18 protein-coding genes are annotated in these 15,993 nt (G+C 66.8%); 6 read left to right on the top strand and 12 right to left on the bottom strand.

What is annotated here, in order from left to right; all coding sequences use genetic code 11:
- Positions 1 to 468, bottom strand: coding sequence for an Lrp/AsnC family transcriptional regulator (locus IB257_RS01905; RefSeq protein WP_054456773.1), 468 nt, complete (start codon positions 466 to 468; stop codon positions 1 to 3).
- Positions 469 to 590: 122 nt separating this feature from the next.
- Between IB257_RS01905 and IB257_RS01900 the strand changes: the two genes are divergently transcribed.
- From IB257_RS01900 to IB257_RS01875, 6 genes are all read left to right on the top strand, one after another.
- On the top strand, positions 591 to 1,496 hold the full coding sequence (locus tag IB257_RS01900; protein WP_175213257.1) for a DMT family transporter: 906 nt from the start codon (positions 591 to 593) through the stop codon (positions 1,494 to 1,496).
- Positions 1,497 to 1,634: 138 nt separating this feature from the next.
- On the top strand, positions 1,635 to 2,336 hold the full coding sequence (locus tag IB257_RS01895) for a glutathione binding-like protein (RefSeq protein WP_119451095.1): 702 nt from the start codon (positions 1,635 to 1,637) through the stop codon (positions 2,334 to 2,336).
- A gap of 10 nt (positions 2,337 to 2,346) precedes the next feature.
- Positions 2,347 to 2,811 carry a GNAT family N-acetyltransferase gene (locus IB257_RS01890; RefSeq protein ID WP_054456770.1) on the top strand — a complete coding sequence of 155 codons (465 nt, stop codon included), beginning with the start codon at positions 2,347 to 2,349 and terminating at the stop codon, positions 2,809 to 2,811.
- Between the two features lie 30 nt (positions 2,812 to 2,841).
- On the top strand, positions 2,842 to 3,117 hold the full coding sequence (locus IB257_RS01885) for a lipoate protein ligase C-terminal domain-containing protein (RefSeq protein WP_013393496.1): 276 nt from the start codon (positions 2,842 to 2,844) through the stop codon (positions 3,115 to 3,117).
- Entirely contained in the window at positions 3,114 to 3,890 is a 777-nt protein-coding gene (locus IB257_RS01880; protein ID WP_054456769.1) for a biotin/lipoate A/B protein ligase family protein, read from the top strand. Before IB257_RS01885 ends, IB257_RS01880 begins: the two co-directional genes overlap by 4 nt.
- A 34-nt stretch (positions 3,891 to 3,924) precedes the next feature.
- Positions 3,925 to 4,743, top strand: coding sequence for an RsiV family protein (locus tag IB257_RS01875; protein ID WP_054456768.1), 819 nt, complete (start codon positions 3,925 to 3,927; stop codon positions 4,741 to 4,743).
- Positions 4,744 to 4,940: 197 nt separating this feature from the next.
- On the opposite strand, the gene IB257_RS01870 is transcribed toward IB257_RS01875, so the two are convergent.
- The 11 genes from IB257_RS01870 to IB257_RS01820 form a co-directional block, all read right to left on the bottom strand.
- Complete coding sequence (locus IB257_RS01870) at positions 4,941 to 6,050, bottom strand: porin (RefSeq protein ID WP_054456767.1); 1,110 nt, start codon at positions 6,048 to 6,050, stop codon at positions 4,941 to 4,943.
- Positions 6,051 to 6,401: 351 nt separating this feature from the next.
- A complete protein-coding gene (locus IB257_RS01865) occupies positions 6,402 to 7,691 on the bottom strand; it encodes a Glu/Leu/Phe/Val dehydrogenase (RefSeq protein WP_054456766.1) in 1,290 nt (429 codons plus the stop codon).
- Positions 7,692 to 7,988: 297 nt separating this feature from the next.
- A complete protein-coding gene (gene hutG / locus IB257_RS01860) occupies positions 7,989 to 8,936 on the bottom strand; it encodes a formimidoylglutamase (RefSeq protein WP_054456765.1) in 948 nt (315 codons plus the stop codon).
- Positions 8,933 to 9,691: an amino acid ABC transporter ATP-binding protein gene (locus IB257_RS01855; protein WP_175162966.1), complete on the bottom strand. Its 759-nt coding sequence runs from the start codon at positions 9,689 to 9,691 to the stop codon at positions 8,933 to 8,935. The genes hutG and IB257_RS01855 overlap by 4 nt, the downstream gene beginning before the upstream one ends.
- Before the next feature lie 47 nt (positions 9,692 to 9,738).
- Positions 9,739 to 10,407, bottom strand: a complete 669-nt coding sequence (locus tag IB257_RS01850; RefSeq protein WP_013393489.1) for an amino acid ABC transporter permease — start codon at positions 10,405 to 10,407, stop codon at positions 9,739 to 9,741.
- On the bottom strand, positions 10,404 to 11,147 hold the full coding sequence (locus IB257_RS01845; RefSeq protein ID WP_119451092.1) for a transporter substrate-binding domain-containing protein: 744 nt from the start codon (positions 11,145 to 11,147) through the stop codon (positions 10,404 to 10,406). The genes IB257_RS01850 and IB257_RS01845 overlap by 4 nt, the downstream gene beginning before the upstream one ends.
- 74 nt (positions 11,148 to 11,221) lie before the next feature.
- Positions 11,222 to 11,968 carry an IclR family transcriptional regulator gene (locus tag IB257_RS01840; RefSeq protein ID WP_054456762.1) on the bottom strand — a complete coding sequence of 249 codons (747 nt, stop codon included), beginning with the start codon at positions 11,966 to 11,968 and terminating at the stop codon, positions 11,222 to 11,224.
- A 184-nt stretch (positions 11,969 to 12,152) separates the two neighbouring features.
- Positions 12,153 to 13,505 (bottom strand): amidase, encoded by a 1,353-nt coding sequence (locus IB257_RS01835; RefSeq protein ID WP_192491773.1) that lies wholly within the window; start codon positions 13,503 to 13,505, stop codon positions 12,153 to 12,155.
- Positions 13,506 to 13,586: 81 nt separating this feature from the next.
- Positions 13,587 to 14,333, bottom strand: a complete 747-nt coding sequence (locus IB257_RS01830) for an ABC transporter ATP-binding protein (RefSeq protein ID WP_119451090.1) — start codon at positions 14,331 to 14,333, stop codon at positions 13,587 to 13,589.
- Positions 14,330 to 15,091 (bottom strand): ABC transporter ATP-binding protein, encoded by a 762-nt coding sequence (locus IB257_RS01825; protein WP_054456759.1) that lies wholly within the window; start codon positions 15,089 to 15,091, stop codon positions 14,330 to 14,332. Before IB257_RS01825 ends, IB257_RS01830 begins: the two co-directional genes overlap by 4 nt.
- Entirely contained in the window at positions 15,088 to 15,990 is a 903-nt protein-coding gene (locus tag IB257_RS01820; protein ID WP_088140207.1) for a branched-chain amino acid ABC transporter permease, read from the bottom strand. Before IB257_RS01820 ends, IB257_RS01825 begins: the two co-directional genes overlap by 4 nt.
- Positions 15,991 to 15,993: the final 3 nt, after the last annotated feature.

Below are 15,993 nucleotides of genomic sequence, written 5' to 3'. Positions count from 1 at the left end.
TCAGCGCAGCGGCGGCAGCCGGCGGCGCACCGTGTGGGACTTGACGATGGCGGTATTGGTTTCCGCAAATTCGGTCACGCGCTCCAGGATGCCGTCCAGATGCGAGATCGAGCGCAGCACCACGCGGGCGATGAAGCAATCGTCGCCCGTCACCTTGTCGCATTCCACGAATTCCGGAATCTGCTGGATCAGGCCTTCCACGTGGCGCAGCTGCCCGGGCAAGGGGCGGATGCGGACGATGGCCTCCAGCGCGTAGCCCAACGCGACCGGGTCCACGTCCAGGGTGTAGGCCCGGATCACGCCCGATTCTTCCAGCCGCCGCAGGCGGTCCGCGACGCTGGGCGCGGACATCCCGACCTGGCGCGCCAGGTCGGCCGTGGTGGTGCGCGCATTGGTGGTCAGCATCTCCACCAGGCGGCGGTCGATACCGTCCAGGACCGGGTTTTCACTTTTTAGGTCGTTTTGCATAAATTCCACCTAAACAAAGGTTTCGGAATCGATTCACCACATCAACATCATATAACCAGCTTGATCCGCCTGGGATAATTTCTCCATCGAATATCGTGGCCGCAAGGCCCTGGAGAACCCTCATGAATCCCTCATCAGAACGCGTGGGCCTGGCCCAGATGGCCGCGGCGATGACCCTGTCCGGCACCCTGGGCGTGTTTGTGCTGGAGTCGGGGCAAGGCGCCTGGAACGTGGTCTTCTTCCGCTGCGTGTTCGGCGCCCTCTCCCTGTTTGTGTATTGCTGGGCGCGCGGCCTGCTCAAGCCGGGCCTGTTCACCGCCCGCACGCTGATGCTGGCCCTGGCCGCGGGCGCCGCGCTGGTGCTGAACTGGGTGCTGCTGTTTTCCGCCTATCGGCTGGCGTCCATTTCGCTGGCCACCGCGGTCTACAACGTGCAGCCCTTCTTCCTGATCGGCCTGGGCGTGCTGTTCCTGGGCGAGCGGCCCACGCGCGGCAAGCTGGCCTGGTCGGTGCTGGCCTTCGCCGGCCTGATGCTGGTGCTGCGCCTGTCCGAAGCTGGCGGCGCGGACGGCCGCGCCTATCTGTCGGGCCTGATGCTGGGGCTGGGCGCGGCGGCGCTCTATGGCGTCACCGCCATCATCGTCAAGCGGCTCAAGCACATTCCGCCGCAGGTGCTGGCGCTGGTGCAGGTGACGCTGGGCGCGGTGATGCTGCTGCCCATGGCGGACTTCAACGCCCTGCCCGCCGCGCCCCTGCAATGGGGCTACCTGGTGGCCCTGGGGCTGATCCACACCTGCCTGATGTACATCCTGATGTATTCGGCCATCCAGAAGCTGCCTACCACGTCCACCGCCGCATTGAGCTTCATCTATCCTGCCGTCGCGATCCTGCTGGACTTCATGGTCTACGGCCACCGCATGGACGCCACGCAGATCGCGGGCGTGGCCATGATCTTCCTGGCGGCGGCGGGCGTAAGCCTGAACTGGAGCTGGCGCCTGCCGGGGCGGCCGCGCGCGGGCACGGCCTGAACGCGGGCCGCTGCCAGGGCAAGCCCCCGGGGCAAACCCGTACCCGCCCCCCGGTTATTGGGGCCGGCGCGAAGCCGGCCCCGCTATCATGGCCTTTCCCTGCGCCGGCCGCCGCCGGCGCGACGCACAGGACATCCCATGATCGATCTCTACTACTGGACCACCCCCAACGGCCACAAGATCACGCTGTTCCTCGAAGAAACCGGCCTGCCCTACAAGATCCATCCGGTGAACATCAGCCGCGGCGATCAGTTCAAGCCCGAGTTCCTGGCCATTGCCCCGAACAACCGCATTCCCGCCATCGTCGACCAGGCCCCGGCCGGCGGCGGCGCGCCGATCTCGCTGTTCGAGTCGGGCGCCATCCTGCTGTATCTGGCCGAGAAAACCGGCCGATTCCTGCCCGCCGACGTGCGCGGCCGCGCTGAAGTGTCGCAATGGCTCTTCTGGCAGATGGGCGGCCTGGGTCCCATGGCCGGCCAGAACCACCACTTTTCCGGCTACGCGCAAGAGCGCATCCCTTACGCCATTGACCGCTACGTCAAGGAAACGAACCGCCTCTACGGCGTGCTGAACAAGCGCCTGGCGGACCGCGAGTTCGTCGCCGGCGACTATTCCATCGCCGACATGGCGGCCTATCCCTGGATCGTGCCGCACGCCAAGCAGGGGCAGGACCTGAACGAGTTCCCGCACCTCAAGCGCTGGTTCGACGCCATCGCGGCCCGCCCCGCCACGCAGCGCGCCTATGCCCTGGCCGACACCATCAACACGGCGCCGTCCATCAGCGACGAGGAATCGCGCCGCATCCTGTTCGGCCAGACCGCCCAGAACACCACCCGCTGAAGGAGCCGCCATGCCCGACCCGCAACTGGTTTTCCGCCGCGCGCGCCTGGGGGATCTGCCGGCCATCGTCGCCCTGCTGGCCGACGATGAACTCGGCGCCACGCGCGAGAATCCCGCGCTGCCGCTGGACCCGCGCTATGCTGCCGCCTTTGCCGCAATCGGCCAGGACCCCAATCAATTCCTGGCCGTGGTCGAGCAGGACTCGAACCTGGTCGGCTGTTTGCAGTTATCGTTCATACCCGGCCTGTCGCGGCTGGGCCAATGGCGCGGACAGATCGAGAGCGTGCGCATCGCCTCGTCGTCGCGCGGCGCGGGCCTCGGACGCAAGATGTTCGAATGGGCGATCGAGCAATGCCGCATCCAGGGCTGCAGCCTGGTGCAGCTGACCACGGACCGCGCCCGGCCCGACGCGCGCAGGTTCTATGAAAGCCTGGGCTTCAAAGCCAGCCATGACGGCATGAAGCTCAGCCTGTAGTTTTTGGTACTGATACAGCAAGGAGCGCCCATGCATGGCGAATACAAAGTCCCCGGCGGCAAACTGGTCGTCGCGGATCTGGAAGTGCGCGACGGCCGCCTGGCCGACGTGCGCATCAGCGGCGACTTTTTTCTTGAGCCGCCCGAGGCGCTGGACGCCATCAATAGCGGCCTGAACGGCCTGCCGGCCGACGCCGGCGAACTGGAACTGGCGCTGGCCGTGCAATCGGCCCTGCCCGCCGATGCCGAAATGTTCGGCTTCTCGGCCGAGGCCGTTGCCGTGGTGCTGCGGAGGGCGCTGGCATGACGCGCACCGACTGGAACGACTACGACTGGCAGCTGATCCATGAAGGGCCGCAGGACCCGGTGCTGCACATGGCGCTGGACGCCGTCATCACCGACGAGGTCGGCGCCGGCCTGCGTCCGCCCACGCTGCGCATCTGGGAATGGGCCGCACCCGCGGTCGTGATCGGCCGCTTCCAATCCTTGAAGAACGAAGTCGACCCCGAAGGCGCGCGCCGCCACGGCATCCAGGTCGTGCGGCGCGTGAGCGGCGGCGGCGCGATGTTCATGGAACCCGGCAACTCCATCACCTATTCGCTCAGCGCCCCCCAGGCGCTGGTGCATGGCATGAGCTTCCAGGAATCCTACGCCTTCCTGGACGCCTGGGTGCTGACCGCCCTGCAGGGCCTGGGCATCAAGGCCTGGTACCAGCCGCTCAACGACATCGCTTCGGACATCGGCAAGATCGGCGGCGCGGCGCAGGCGCGCCGCGGCGGCGCAGTGCTGCACCACGTCACCATGTCCTACGACATCGACGCGGATAAAATGGTCGAGGTCCTGCGCATCGGCCGCGAAAAACTGTCCGACAAAGGCACCACCAGCGCCAAGAAGCGCGTCGATCCCCTGCGCACCCAGACCGGGCTGGCGCGGGAAGTGATCATCGACCGCATGGTGGAAACTTTTGCCGGCCTGCACCGTCTGACCCCCGGGCAGATAGGCAGCGACACGCTGGCTCGCGCGCAGGCGCAGGCGGCCGAGAAGTTCGCCACGCCCGAGTGGACCGGCGTGGTGCCCTGAACGGCCGCGCCCCGATTTTCTGGAGGTAGTTTCAATGCGTCGCACATTCACGCCGCAAGGCGCGATAAGCGGTCTCATCCTGGGCGCGGCCCTGCTGGCTTTGGCGGGCTGCGGCAGTACGCCGCCCGCGGACATCACCCTGGCCACGCAGGCTCCGGCCTCGGCGTCCACGCCGGAAAAAGTCGGCGACCTGTCCACCGAGCGCATCAAGTGGGCGTCCAGCAAGCCAGGCTGCGAGGGCGATTGCCCCCGCATCGAAATCGACAGCGTCGCGTTTCCCGGCATCCCCAAGCTGACCGCGCTGGTAGACCACGTGCTGGCCTACATGACCGGCACCGATGCCAACCGCCGCGGGCCCTATGACACGCTGTCCGAATACACGCAGTATTTCTGGTCGGTGGCTCGCGCGCGCGACGCCACCTATTTCAAGGCCAGCGTGAAGGACACGGTAGGCGACATCGTGGCCGTCGAACTGCACACCGAGCAATTCCTTACTGGCGCGGCGCACGGCATTCCGGCCACCCAGTACCTGAACTGGGAGCGCAGCCACGGCCGCGTGATGAGCCTGGAAGAAGCCTTGATACCGGGCCGCCATCCGCAGTACGTGGCGGCGCTGCGCCAGGCGCATGCCAAGTGGCTGGCCGGCAATCCGGATGCGCGCCGCGATCCGACGGCTTACAACAAGATGTGGCCGTTCCAGGAAAGCGATAACTATGCGCTGACGCGCGAGGGCATCGTGGTCAAGTACGACGCCTATTCCATCGCGCCGTACTCGCATGGCGAACCCGAGCTGAACATTCCGTATTCGGAACTGCGCGGGATCCTGAAGCCTGAGCTGCTGCCGGCTTCATAAGCCGCCCCTGGAAACGCCCGCGGCCTGCGCGGGCGCTCCCTGCGGCAGCAAGCCGGGGTTCGGTTGAGCGGACTGAGGATGGAGCTAGGGAGGTGGCCGCTTTTTTCGCGTCTGTGGCCGGGTAAGACGCCCAGTCCGCTCAGTGCAACCGCGGCGGCAGGGCGGCGCCCCAGCGCCGCCCATGCGCGCCTCTCGTCTTAGAAGCGGTGACGCACGCCCACCATGGCCACGGTGCTCTTCACGCCGTCGGTGAACGCGAAGTTGGTGGCATACGAACCCAAGGCGTACAGGTTGGTGCGCTTGGACAGGTTGTAGGTGTAGCCCAGGCTGTAGATGTTCATGGTGGCGTCGTCGCCGGTCAGCTTGGTGCTGTCGGTGTCGGCGCGCTGCCACGAAGCCAGGATGTTGCTGGCGCCGCCGATCGGCACGCTCAGGCCCACCAGGTAGGAATTGGCCTTGAAGCCCGACACTGCCACGTTGGTGCCAAAGCCCTTGGCCGTGGGGCTGCCGCTGCCGAAGGCATTGGCGCCCTGGCCGGTGAACCAGCCGTCACGCGTCTGGCCGTAGGCCAGCGCCAGCTTCAGCACTTCGAAGTCGTACGAACCGCCGATCATCCACGACTTGGGCGTGGCGTCGGTGTTCAACTGGTTCGCGGGGTTCAGCTGGTCATACGTCAGCGCCACGTTCACCGGGCCGCTGACATAGCGCAGGCCGGTCGTGATGGCGCGGGTATTGTCGGCGGTCTTGAAGCCGGTCTGCGCGGTGGTCGTGTCGGAGGCATTGAACGAGTAGCCGATGCCGAACTGCAGGCCGCTGAACGACGGCGTCGAGTACTGCACCATGTTGTCGTAGCGGACCGTGTTGGCGGCGCTGAAGGCCACGCCGACGTTGGCCTGGCCGTAGCTGCCGCCGAACGGATCGATCGCGGCGAAGTACTTCGAGGCGATGTTGGTCTGACGACCCAGTTCCAGAAGGCCCCACGAGGTGCTCTTCAGGCCGATGGTGGCTTGGCGGCCGAACAGGCGGCTGTTCTGGCCCGACGTGCCGTTGGCCGAGTTGAAGCCGCTTTCCAGCGTGAACACGGCGCTCAGGCCGTCGCCCAGGTCCTCGGCGCCGCGCAGGCCCCAACGCGAACCGCTGGACACGCCATTGACCATGCCAACCTTGGACTCATGGTAACCATCGCCCTTGATGCGCTGGTAGCCGATACCCGTATCGATCAGGCCATAGAGCGTCACCGAGGTTTCCGCTTGCGCCGTTGCGCCGAACGCGGCCAGCATGGCGGTGACGAACAAAGTCTTTTTCATTGCAAATTCCCATTGATTGAACAGACATGCGCATCCGGGCTGGCACGCATCGCGTGCGGCGCGCTCGGCGCATGGCAGGAACGAATTCTAGGGACGCAATGTGTCAGTTCTTGTAACGCAAGCTGGGAAATTCCCTAGGCCGCAAAAAAGTGAGGGGGATGTGGCGTCCTGCCGACAGCCCCCACGTAGGGCGCGGCGCCCGCAGGCCTGCAATGTCGGTGTGCTATCCATGCGCGCAACGTGATGCGCTTGCAGCCACGCAAATGGAAATCGCCCCTTGCGGGGCGATTTCCGTTTTTGTCTCCTGCCCTCCTCGGCGTGACGTCCGGAGACGCCCCGCCGTATCGGGTATCAGGGGTACAGGCCGCGCACCTGACGCGCTTGCAGGATGCGCGTGCAAGCGACGATGAACGCCGCCGTGCGCAGGGTGACCTTGTGTTCCTTGGCCACTTGCGACACCGACGCGTAGGCTTCGCGCATCAGGCGCTCCAGGCGCTGGTTGATCTCGTCCTCGCTCCAGAAGAAGCTGGAGAAGTCCTGCACCCATTCGAAGTAGCTGACCGTCACGCCGCCGGCATTGGCCAGCACGTCCGGCACCACGTAGACGCCATGTTCGGCCAGGATGTCGTCGGCTTCCGGCGTGGTCGGGCCGTTGGCGCCTTCCACGACGATCTTCGCGCGCACCTTGGCGGCGTTGTCGACGGTGATCTGGCTTTCCAGGGCGGCCGGGATCAGGAATTCGGTTTCCAGCGTCCAGAACTCGTTCTTGTCCATCGCCTGGCCGCCGGAGAAGCCGCCCACGCCGCCATGTTGCGACACGTAGGACAGCAGCTTGTGCACGTCCAGGCCCGCGGGATTGTGGACGGTACCGGTGTGGTCCTGCGCGGCGATGACCTTGGCGCCGGCTTCATGGAACAGGCGGGCGGCGGTGCCGCCCACGTTGCCGAAGCCCTGCACCACCACGCGCGCCTTGGACACGTCGATGTTGAGATCGCGCGCGGCTTCGCAGCCCACCACGAACACGCCGCGGCCGGTGGCTTCCACGCGGCCCAGGCTGCCGCCCAGCGCGATCGGCTTGCCGGTGACCACGCCGGTGGCGGTGGCGCCTTCGTTCATGGAGTACGTGTCCATCATCCAGGCCATGGTCTGGGCGTTGGTGTTCACGTCAGGCGCCGGGATGTCCTTGGACGGTCCGATGATGACGCCGATTTCCGAGGTGTAGCGGCGCGTCATGCGCTCGAGTTCGGAGGCCGACAGCTTGCGCGGATCGACGCGCACGCCGCCCTTGGCGCCGCCGTAAGGCAGGTTCACCGCAGCGTTCTTGATCGACATCCAGGCTGCCAGCGCCATCACTTCGGAGAGCGTGACGTCCTGGTGGAAACGCACGCCGCCCTTGCCGGGGCCGCGCGAGGTGTTGTGCTGGACGCGGTAGCCCTCGAAGTGGGCAATGCTGCCGTTGTCGAGTTCGATCGGCACATCGACGATCAGGGAACGCTTCGGGCGCTTCAGGGTCTCGACCCAACGCGCCAGCGAACCAAGATACGGGGTGACCCGGTCGACTTGTTGCAGATAGTTGCCCCAGGGGCCGAGGTCCTCGGCGTTCAGATAAGACGGCAATGCGTGGGTGGGAGTTTGAGACATGAGCTGGCTCTCCTGACAAAGTTGCGCCATTTTATCCACGAAAGTTATAGCGTCCCCATTTAAAACGAAAATATTTTAATTGGGGACACATAACTGTTGCGGCGGTTGAACGGGCCGCAAACCCAAGCCTGATGCTGCCCTTATCCTAAGCCGCCAAATCGGCAGCGTCCAGCCTGCCAGCCATAAGCTGCAAGCCCTGCCGCCCGCCATAAGGAGGACGAAAAACGGGGCGGTTTCCTCCCAGGAAACCGCCCCGTATGGTCCTGCCCCCATCCGAAGGATGAGACGCCGGTCCGCTCAATCGTTCAACAACTGCCAGGCCAGGCGGGCAGCCGCCCGCGCGCCGTGGCCGTCCACGTCAAACCGCGGGTTGAACTCCGCCATGTCCGCCAGGCGCAGCTTGCCGCTGGCCTTGACCCGCAGCACGATTTCCTCGATCACCGCCAGCGGCACCCCATAGGGCGCCGGCGCCGACACCCCGGGCATGACCGCCGCGGGCAGCACGTCCAGGTCTATGGTCAGGTAGACGTGCCGGGCCCGGGCCAGCAAGGCGTCGACGTTGGCCAGGCGCGCGGCCAGATGGCGCTCCTGCATGTCGCGGTCCTCGACCCAGACCGCGCCGACTTCGGCGGCGCGTGCGTACAGCGCCGGCGTATTGGCCAGCCGCGATACGCCCAGGCAGGCGTATTGCAGGGCCCGGCCGCGTTCCTCGCAATAGCGCGAGATCTGGTCGAAGGGCGTGCCGGAACTGCCGGGCCGCCCGGTACGCAGGTCGAAGTGCGCGTCCAGGTTCAGCACCAGCACGGGTTCCGTGTCGCCGCGGGCGTCCAGCCAGCGCGCCAGGCCCTGGAAGCTGCCCCAGGCGATCTCATGGCCGCCGCCCAGCACCAGCGGGCGTGCGCCCTGCTCCATCAGTTCCGCCACGCGCAAGCCCAGTTGCTCCTGCGCGTCCTCCAGCCGGTCGCCCTCGCAGGCCACGTCGCCCGCGTCCAGCAAACGCGTGAGGCCGTGCGCCGGCAGGCCCGCCAGGAACTTGCGGATGGCCGACGGGCCTTCGGCCGCGCCGATGCGGCCCTGGTTGCGGGCCACGCCGGCGTCGCAGGCAAAGCCCAGCAGCACCGCCTCGCCCTTGCGGGCTTGGCCACTGGCCGCTTCGACGATATGCGCCAGGCGGCGCGTGTCGCCTTGTTCGGCGCTGTCGTCGCGGGCCTTCCAGAGACTTGGGTCGAATTGCGCCACGCTCATGCCGCCCCCTGCCCCGCGTTCAGCACCGCCTGCAGGAACTCGCGGGTGCGCGGCTCGCGCGGCTGCGTGAAGATCACGTCGGGCGAACCGGATTCCAGGATTACGCCGCCGTCCATCACCGCCACCACGTCGGCCACGTCACGGGCGAAGCCCATTTCGTGCGTGACCACCATCATGGTCATGCCTTCCTTGGCCAGCAGCTTCATGACCTGCAGCACTTCGCCCACCAGCTCCGGATCCAGCGCAGAGGTCGGCTCGTCGAACAGCATGACCTTGGGCTGCATGGCCAACGCGCGGGCGATGGCCACGCGCTGCTTCTGCCCGCCGGACAGGCTGGCCGGCATGGCCGACATCTTCTGGCCCAGGCCGACCTTGTCCAGCAGGTCCGCCGCCAGCGCATGCGCTTCTTCGCGGCCCATGCCGCGCAACTTGCGCGGACCGACCGTCACGTTGTCCAGCACCGACAGGTGCGGGAACAGGTTGAAGCCCTGGAACACCATGCCCACCTGCATGCGCAGCTGGTTCAGCTCGGCCTCGGGCAACAGCTCGCCGTGGTCCAGCAGGGTCTGGCCGCAGATGTCGATGGTGCCGGTCTGCGCCACTTCCAGGCCGTTGCAGCAGCGCAGCAAGGTGCTCTTGCCCGAGCCGCTGGGCCCGATCACCACCACCACCTGGGACGGCAGCACGTCGAAGTCGATGCCGCGCAAGACCTCGTGGTCGCCGTAGGACTTGCGCAGGCCGCGGATGCGGATCATTTCTTGCGGATCCGCGGCCCGGGTCGTAGCGGAGTTCATTGCGGAGTTCATTGCACCATCCCTCCCGCGCGCAGGCGGTGTTCAACCTTGCGCAGCACCAGCATGGTGGCCGTGGTCAGGATCAGATAAATCAGCGCCACCACCAGATAGGTTTCCAGCGAGCGATAGGACACGCTGATGATCTTCTGGCCTTCATGCATCAGGTCATGGATCGTCAAGAGCGACACCAGGGCCGAGTTCTTGATCAGCGCGATGAATTCATTGCCCAGCGGCGGGATCATGCGCACCACGGCCTGCGGCAGCACGATGATGCGCATGGCCTGGCCGGACGACATGCCCAGCGAGCGCGCCGCTTCGGTCTGGCCGCGGTCCACCGACTGGATCGCGCCGCGCACGATTTCGGACACGTAGGCGCCCGAGTACATGCCCAGGCCCAGCACGCCGCAGGCGAACGCCGGCAGGGTGATGCCGAAATGCGGCAGGCCGAAGAACCAGATGAACAGCTGCACCAGCAAGGGCGTGCCGCGGAACAGCAGCAAATAAACGCTGCACAGGTTGTAGATGACGTAGCGCTTGGGGTTCAGGCGTCCCACGCCCACCAGCAGGCCGATGACGCAGGCCAGCAGCAAGGCGCCCGCGGTCACCTCGACGGTGACCACGGCTCCATTGATCAGCGCGCCGAAGTCGGCAAAGACGGGAGAAAAATCCAGGTTCATTTCGCGGGGGCCTCGAACCACTTGTTGACGATGGCCTGGTAGCTGCCGTCGGCCTTGAGCTTCTGCAGCGCGGCGTTCAGCTCACGGGTCAGCTCCGGCTTGTTCTTGGGCACGGCGATGCCGTAGTCCTCGGTGGTGATCTGGTCGTTCAGCACCGTCAGGTCCGGCGTGCTCTGGGCGAACAGCTTGGCGGCAGGCTTGCCGGTCACGGCGGCTTCGGCGCGGCCGATCTGCACCAGGTTGAACATCTCCTGGTTCTTCTCGACTTCCACGCGCTGCACCGCCGGGTAGTGTTCCTTCAGGTAGTTGACCGACTTGGTGCCCACCTGCACCGACACCTTGCGGCCGTCCAGGTCCTTCAGGGTCTTGACCGGGCCGTCCTTCTTGGTCATCACGACCAGGCCGCCCGCGTAGTACGGATCGGTGAAGTCCACCACCTTGGCGCGTTCGGGCGTGATGTAGATGGCGGACACGGCAATGTCGGCGCGGCCGGCCTGCAGCGCGGGAATCAGGCCCTTGAAGTCGATGTCGATCCATTCGACCTTCTTGCCCATGGCGCCGGCCAGGGCTTCCACCAGTTCGATGTCGAAGCCGGTGCGCTTGCCGTCCTTGACGAACTCCATCGGCGGGAAGGTCGCGTCGGTGACGGCGCGGATGGTGTCCTGGGCAAACGCCGGGGCGGCGCTCCAGGCGAGGCCCAGCGTCAGGGCGGCGGTCAGCAGTGTGCGGCGAGTGGTCATGGTGGGTCCTCTATGGAATATGGATACGGCAGTCGGGTGTCTACGGGTACGGCGTGGAATGGAAGAAGGCGGTCTTAATGAGCTTGCAGCTTCGCCGAGATGCGCCGGGCCGCGGCCACGGTCATTTCGGTCAATGCCTCGGGCCGCTGGGCGGCCCGGGTCGACGGCGCCATCAGCGTGATCGAGGCCACGGCCTGGTTGGCGCGTTGAAAAATGGGGACGCTGACGCCCCAGACGCCGGCATCGACTTCGCTGTCGGTGACGGCATAGCCCTGGGTGCGGATGGCTTCCAGTTCGTGGCCCAGCCGGCCGGCGTCCACGTCGGCCTCGGCCGCCAGATACGCCAACGCGGCCTGCTGTCGGGCAAGCGGCATGAAAGCCAGCAGCGACTTGGCCGAGGCGCCGCGCGCCAGCGGCAGGCCGCGCCCCTTGGTGAAGGAACAGCGCAGCGGATGCTGGCTCTCGATCATGTCCAGGCACACGGCCTGATCCTTGACCGCCACCAGCAAGCCTATGGTTTCGCCAGAAGCGGCGGCCAGCGCGGCCATGTCGGGCTGCGCTTCATGGATCAGGAACGAGGATTGGTCAAAGCCCCAGGCCAACTGCACGCACAGCGGGCCGGGACCGTACTCGCCATCGTGCTCGGCGACGAAGCCCCAGCGCTTGAGCAGCGCCACCTGGCGGTAGAGGGTGCTTTGCGCCAGGCCGGTCTGCTCGGCCAGCGCGGCGATGCTGAGGGGGCCGTCGTGCCTGGCCAGGGTGGCCAGCACATACAGCACGCGATCCGCGCCTGCCCCGACTGATAGATCCGCTTTCAACATTTGGCTCCAAGCTAACGGAGCGCAGATTATCAATTTATGGCTCTTACCCTGCTTTTTATTCCCGAATACTGAGAATTAATAGGGAAAACCCCAGAGCCCAGACGCAAAAAAAGCGCCCGAAGGCGCCAAAGCATCCGCCGCGCCCCGGCGGCGCACGGCGGCGCAAGCCGCGGCCAGGGGCCGGTCAGGGCTGGTGCGCGGTCGACCCCAGGATGCGCTCGGCGCAACGCGCCCAGTACAGCAGCCGCGCGTCCTCCTTCACGAAGCCGACCATCTGGAAGCCCAGCGGCAGGCCATTGGGGCCGCGCGCCACCGGCAAGGTGATGGACGGGTTGTGCAGCAGCGACCAGATGCGGATGAAGGCGGAGCTGCCGGTGGAACTGGCCGGCGGCGCCTCGCCCAGCGTGGACGGCATGGCCACTGCGTCGACTTCGCGCGCAACGTCGTAGAACGCCCGGCGGCATGCGTCGGCGGCATCCAGCGCCCCCGCGTACTCGGCCGCGGACAGGCCCTCGCCCATCGTCAGGTACTCGATCAGCCCGGGATCGCACAGCGCCGCATGATCGCGCTTGATGGCGGCGTACTCGCGCGCCAGGTCGTAGGCCATGATCACGTCCTGCGCCTCGCCCATGGTGTCGAAGGCCGCGGGCATGGCCAATTCCGTGACCTTGACGCCTGCGGCCGACAAGGCGCGCAGATTGGCCTCGAAGCTTTCGCGCATGCAGGGCTCGGTGTCGGCCCAGTCCTTCGGCCGCCAAACGCCCAGGCGGAAATCGCTGCGCAATGCGGAGGCCGGATCGAACCGGGGATCGCCGGTAAACGCCCGCATGAACAAGGCCGCGTCGTCGACCGAACGCGAGATCGGCCCGATCACGTCCAGCACCCGCGAATAGCGCCGGATCGCCACGTAGGGAATGGCGTCCAGCGTGGGCTTGAAGCCCACCGCGCCGCAGAACGCCGAGGGCCGCAGAATCGAACCCGCCGTCTGCGTGCCGATGGACAGCGGCGCCATGAAATCGGCAACGGCCGCCGCCGAACCGGCCGAGGACGCGGCCGGCGTACGGGTCAGGTCATGCGGATTACGCGCAGGCCCCGGCAGCATGATGGCGTGGCGCGACACGGTGTTCTTGCCCAGCACGTTGAACCCCAGCTCATGCGCCTGCGTCACCACGGGCGCGTCGGCCTCGGGCTGGCGGCCGGGGAAGATCTCGGGGTCGCCCAATTCGGTGGGCATGGCCGCCGTGTCGATGGTGTCTTTGATGCCCAGCGGCACGCCGTCCAGCGCGCGCCGCCGGCCGTGGCGGTCCCATTCACGGGCGCGGGCCAGCGCGCCCTCGGCGTCCACCCGGACCCAGGCCTTGACGCCGCCGTTGCGCTCTTCGATGCGGTCCAGGCAGGCGCGCGCCCAGGCTTCGCAGGTCAGCGTGCCCTGCTCCAGCGCGGCCAGGCCCTGGGTGGCGGTCAAGGCGGCGATGGCGCCGGGCGCCGGGCGGCGCGCAACGGACGCCGGGGAAACCATGGTTTCGGAAGTAGGCAAGATACGGCTCCTGCAAAGAGATATGGAAATATGGATTTGCCATCCGCGACGGCGGCTGCCGGCGGGATGGCTCTGGCGGTTTCAAGCGGGGATGCTGCCGCTGGGCGGACGGTCCGCGCCCGCGTGGCCGCCCCGTCCTATGTACAGATCGCTCATATGCTGGTTGGCCAGCAGCGCCTGCCCCGTGTCGGTCAGCACGATGCGGCCGGAATCCAGGATGTAGCCGCGGTCGCTGAACGCCAGCGCCTGGCGCGCGCGCTGCTCCACCATCAGCACGCCCACGCCGATCTGCGGCAGCCGCCGCACTTCGGCGAACACCTGCTCGGTCAACGCCGGCGACAAGGCGGCGGACGGTTCGTCCAGCACCATCAGGCGCGGCGAGGACATCAGCGCCCGGGCGAAGGCCAGTTGCTGGCGTTCGCCGCCGGACAGGTTCTCGGCGTGGGTCTTGCGCCGCCCGGCCAGCGCCGGGAACAGCTCGAACATGTCGCGGATGCGCTTTTCACGCGCCTGCACGTGTTCCACCACCTGCAGGTTCTCCAGCACGGTCAGCGCGCCGAACACATTGCGCACCTGCGGCACATAGGAGATACCGATGCGCACGCGCTCCTCGACCGGCAGCGTGAGCAGGTCGCGGCCGTCAAAGGCCATGGTGCCGGCGATGCGCGGCAACAGGCCCATCACCGCCTTGACCAGCGTGGACTTGCCCGCGCCGTTGGTGCCGGCGATGGTAACGATCTCGCGCGGCGCCACGTGCATGTCGATGCCGGACACGATATCGACCTCGCCGTAGCCGCCGGACAGGCCTTGCATGACGAGCTGGCTCATATCACTCCCCCCATGTACGCCTCGCGCACCTGTTCATTGGCCAGGACGCTGTCGGGCGTGCCTTCGGCGATGACGCGGCCGCGGTCCATGACGTACATGCGCGGCACGATGCGCGACAGCTCTTCCAGGTTGTGTTCGATGATGGCGACGGTCAGGCCGCGCTGGTTGAGTTCCACGATGCGCGCCGACAGCTCCTCGATCAGCACCGGGTTGACGCCGGCGAACGGCTCGTCCAGCAGGATGCAGCGCGGCTCCAGCATCAAGAGCCGTCCCAGCTCCAGCAGCTTCTTCTGGCCGCCCGACAGTTTCCCGGCGGGCTCGTCCGCGACCCGCGACAGGTTCAGGAAGGCCAGCAGTTCATGCACGCGCTCGGCGTTGCGCGCCTCTTCGCGGGCCACCTCACGGCGGGCGAACACCAGCGCCGCCAGCTTTTCGCCGCGCTGGTCCGGCGCCGCCGCCATCATGTTGTCGAAGACCGTCAGCTGGCTGAACTCGCGCGGCACCTGGAAGGTGCGGGCCAGGCCCCGGCGCACGCGCTGGTGCACGGCCACGCCCGTGATGTCCTCGTCCGCGAAGCGCACGGACCCGGAACTGGGCGGAATGTAGCCCGTGACCACCGAGAACAGCGTGCTCTTGCCCGCGCCGTTGGTGCCTATCACCCCCACCATTTCACCCTTGCGCACTTCCAGCGACACGTCGTCCAGCGCCTTGAAGCCGCCGAAGCTGGCGCTCAGCCCTTTGATGCAAAGCAGCGTCATGCCTTTCTCCTGCGGGTAGCGGCAGCATTGCCGAAAATGCCCTGGGGCCGGTAAAGCACCACGCAGATGAGCGCCAGGCCGATGACGCCGATGCGCACGCTGGCCATCTGCACCTCCGAGATGCCGCCGACGAAGTCCCGCACGAAGCGCGAACCTTCCAGGAATCCGACCAGCAGCACCGTGCCGGCCACCACGCCGCTCAAGCGCCCCACTCCGCCCAGGATGATGGCGATCCAGATGTAGAAGGTGATCAGCGGCACGAACTGCTCAGGGCTGATGAAGGTCAGGTAGTGCGCCTGGAAGGCGCCCGCCAGGCCGGCCAGGCCCGCGCCCAGCATCAGCGAACGGGTCTTGAAGCGGGCCGGGTCCTTGCCCAGCGCCCGCACCGCGACTTCGTTGTCCCGCACCGCCTCGATCACGCGGCCAAACGGGCTGCGTATCACCAGATGGATGAGGAACAACGCGCCGGCGTTGACCGCCAGAAGCAGCAGCATGATCCACAGGTCCACCGTCTGCGGCGAGGCCCAGCCCGCGAACAGCCGCGGGATGCCTGGCAGGCCGTGCATCCCGCGCGTCAGCCATTCCTCGGTCTGCAGCATCATGCGCACCGACTCGGAGAAGCCCAGCGTCACGATGGCAAGGTAGTCGCTGCCCAGCCGCAAGGCGATCATGCCCAGCGGCCACGCGGCCAGCGCCGCGAAGGCCGCGGCCGCCGCCATGGAGATGGGGATGGGCACGCCCTTGAGCGACAGCAGGGCCGAGGTATAGGCGCCGATGGCGAAGAAGCCGACGTGGCCGAAGTTGATCAGTCCGGTGAACCCGTAATGCAGCGACAGGCCGAAGGCCAGCAGCATGTAGATCAGGATCCCGATGGCGATAGCAATCAGATAGGCTTCCATGAT

The sequence above is a fragment of the Achromobacter sp. ACM03 genome (assembly GCF_014851665.1).
Lineage (GTDB): Bacteria > Pseudomonadota > Gammaproteobacteria > Burkholderiales > Burkholderiaceae_B > Achromobacter > Achromobacter aegrifaciens.
This window is presented reverse-complemented; position numbering and strand designations above follow the sequence as displayed.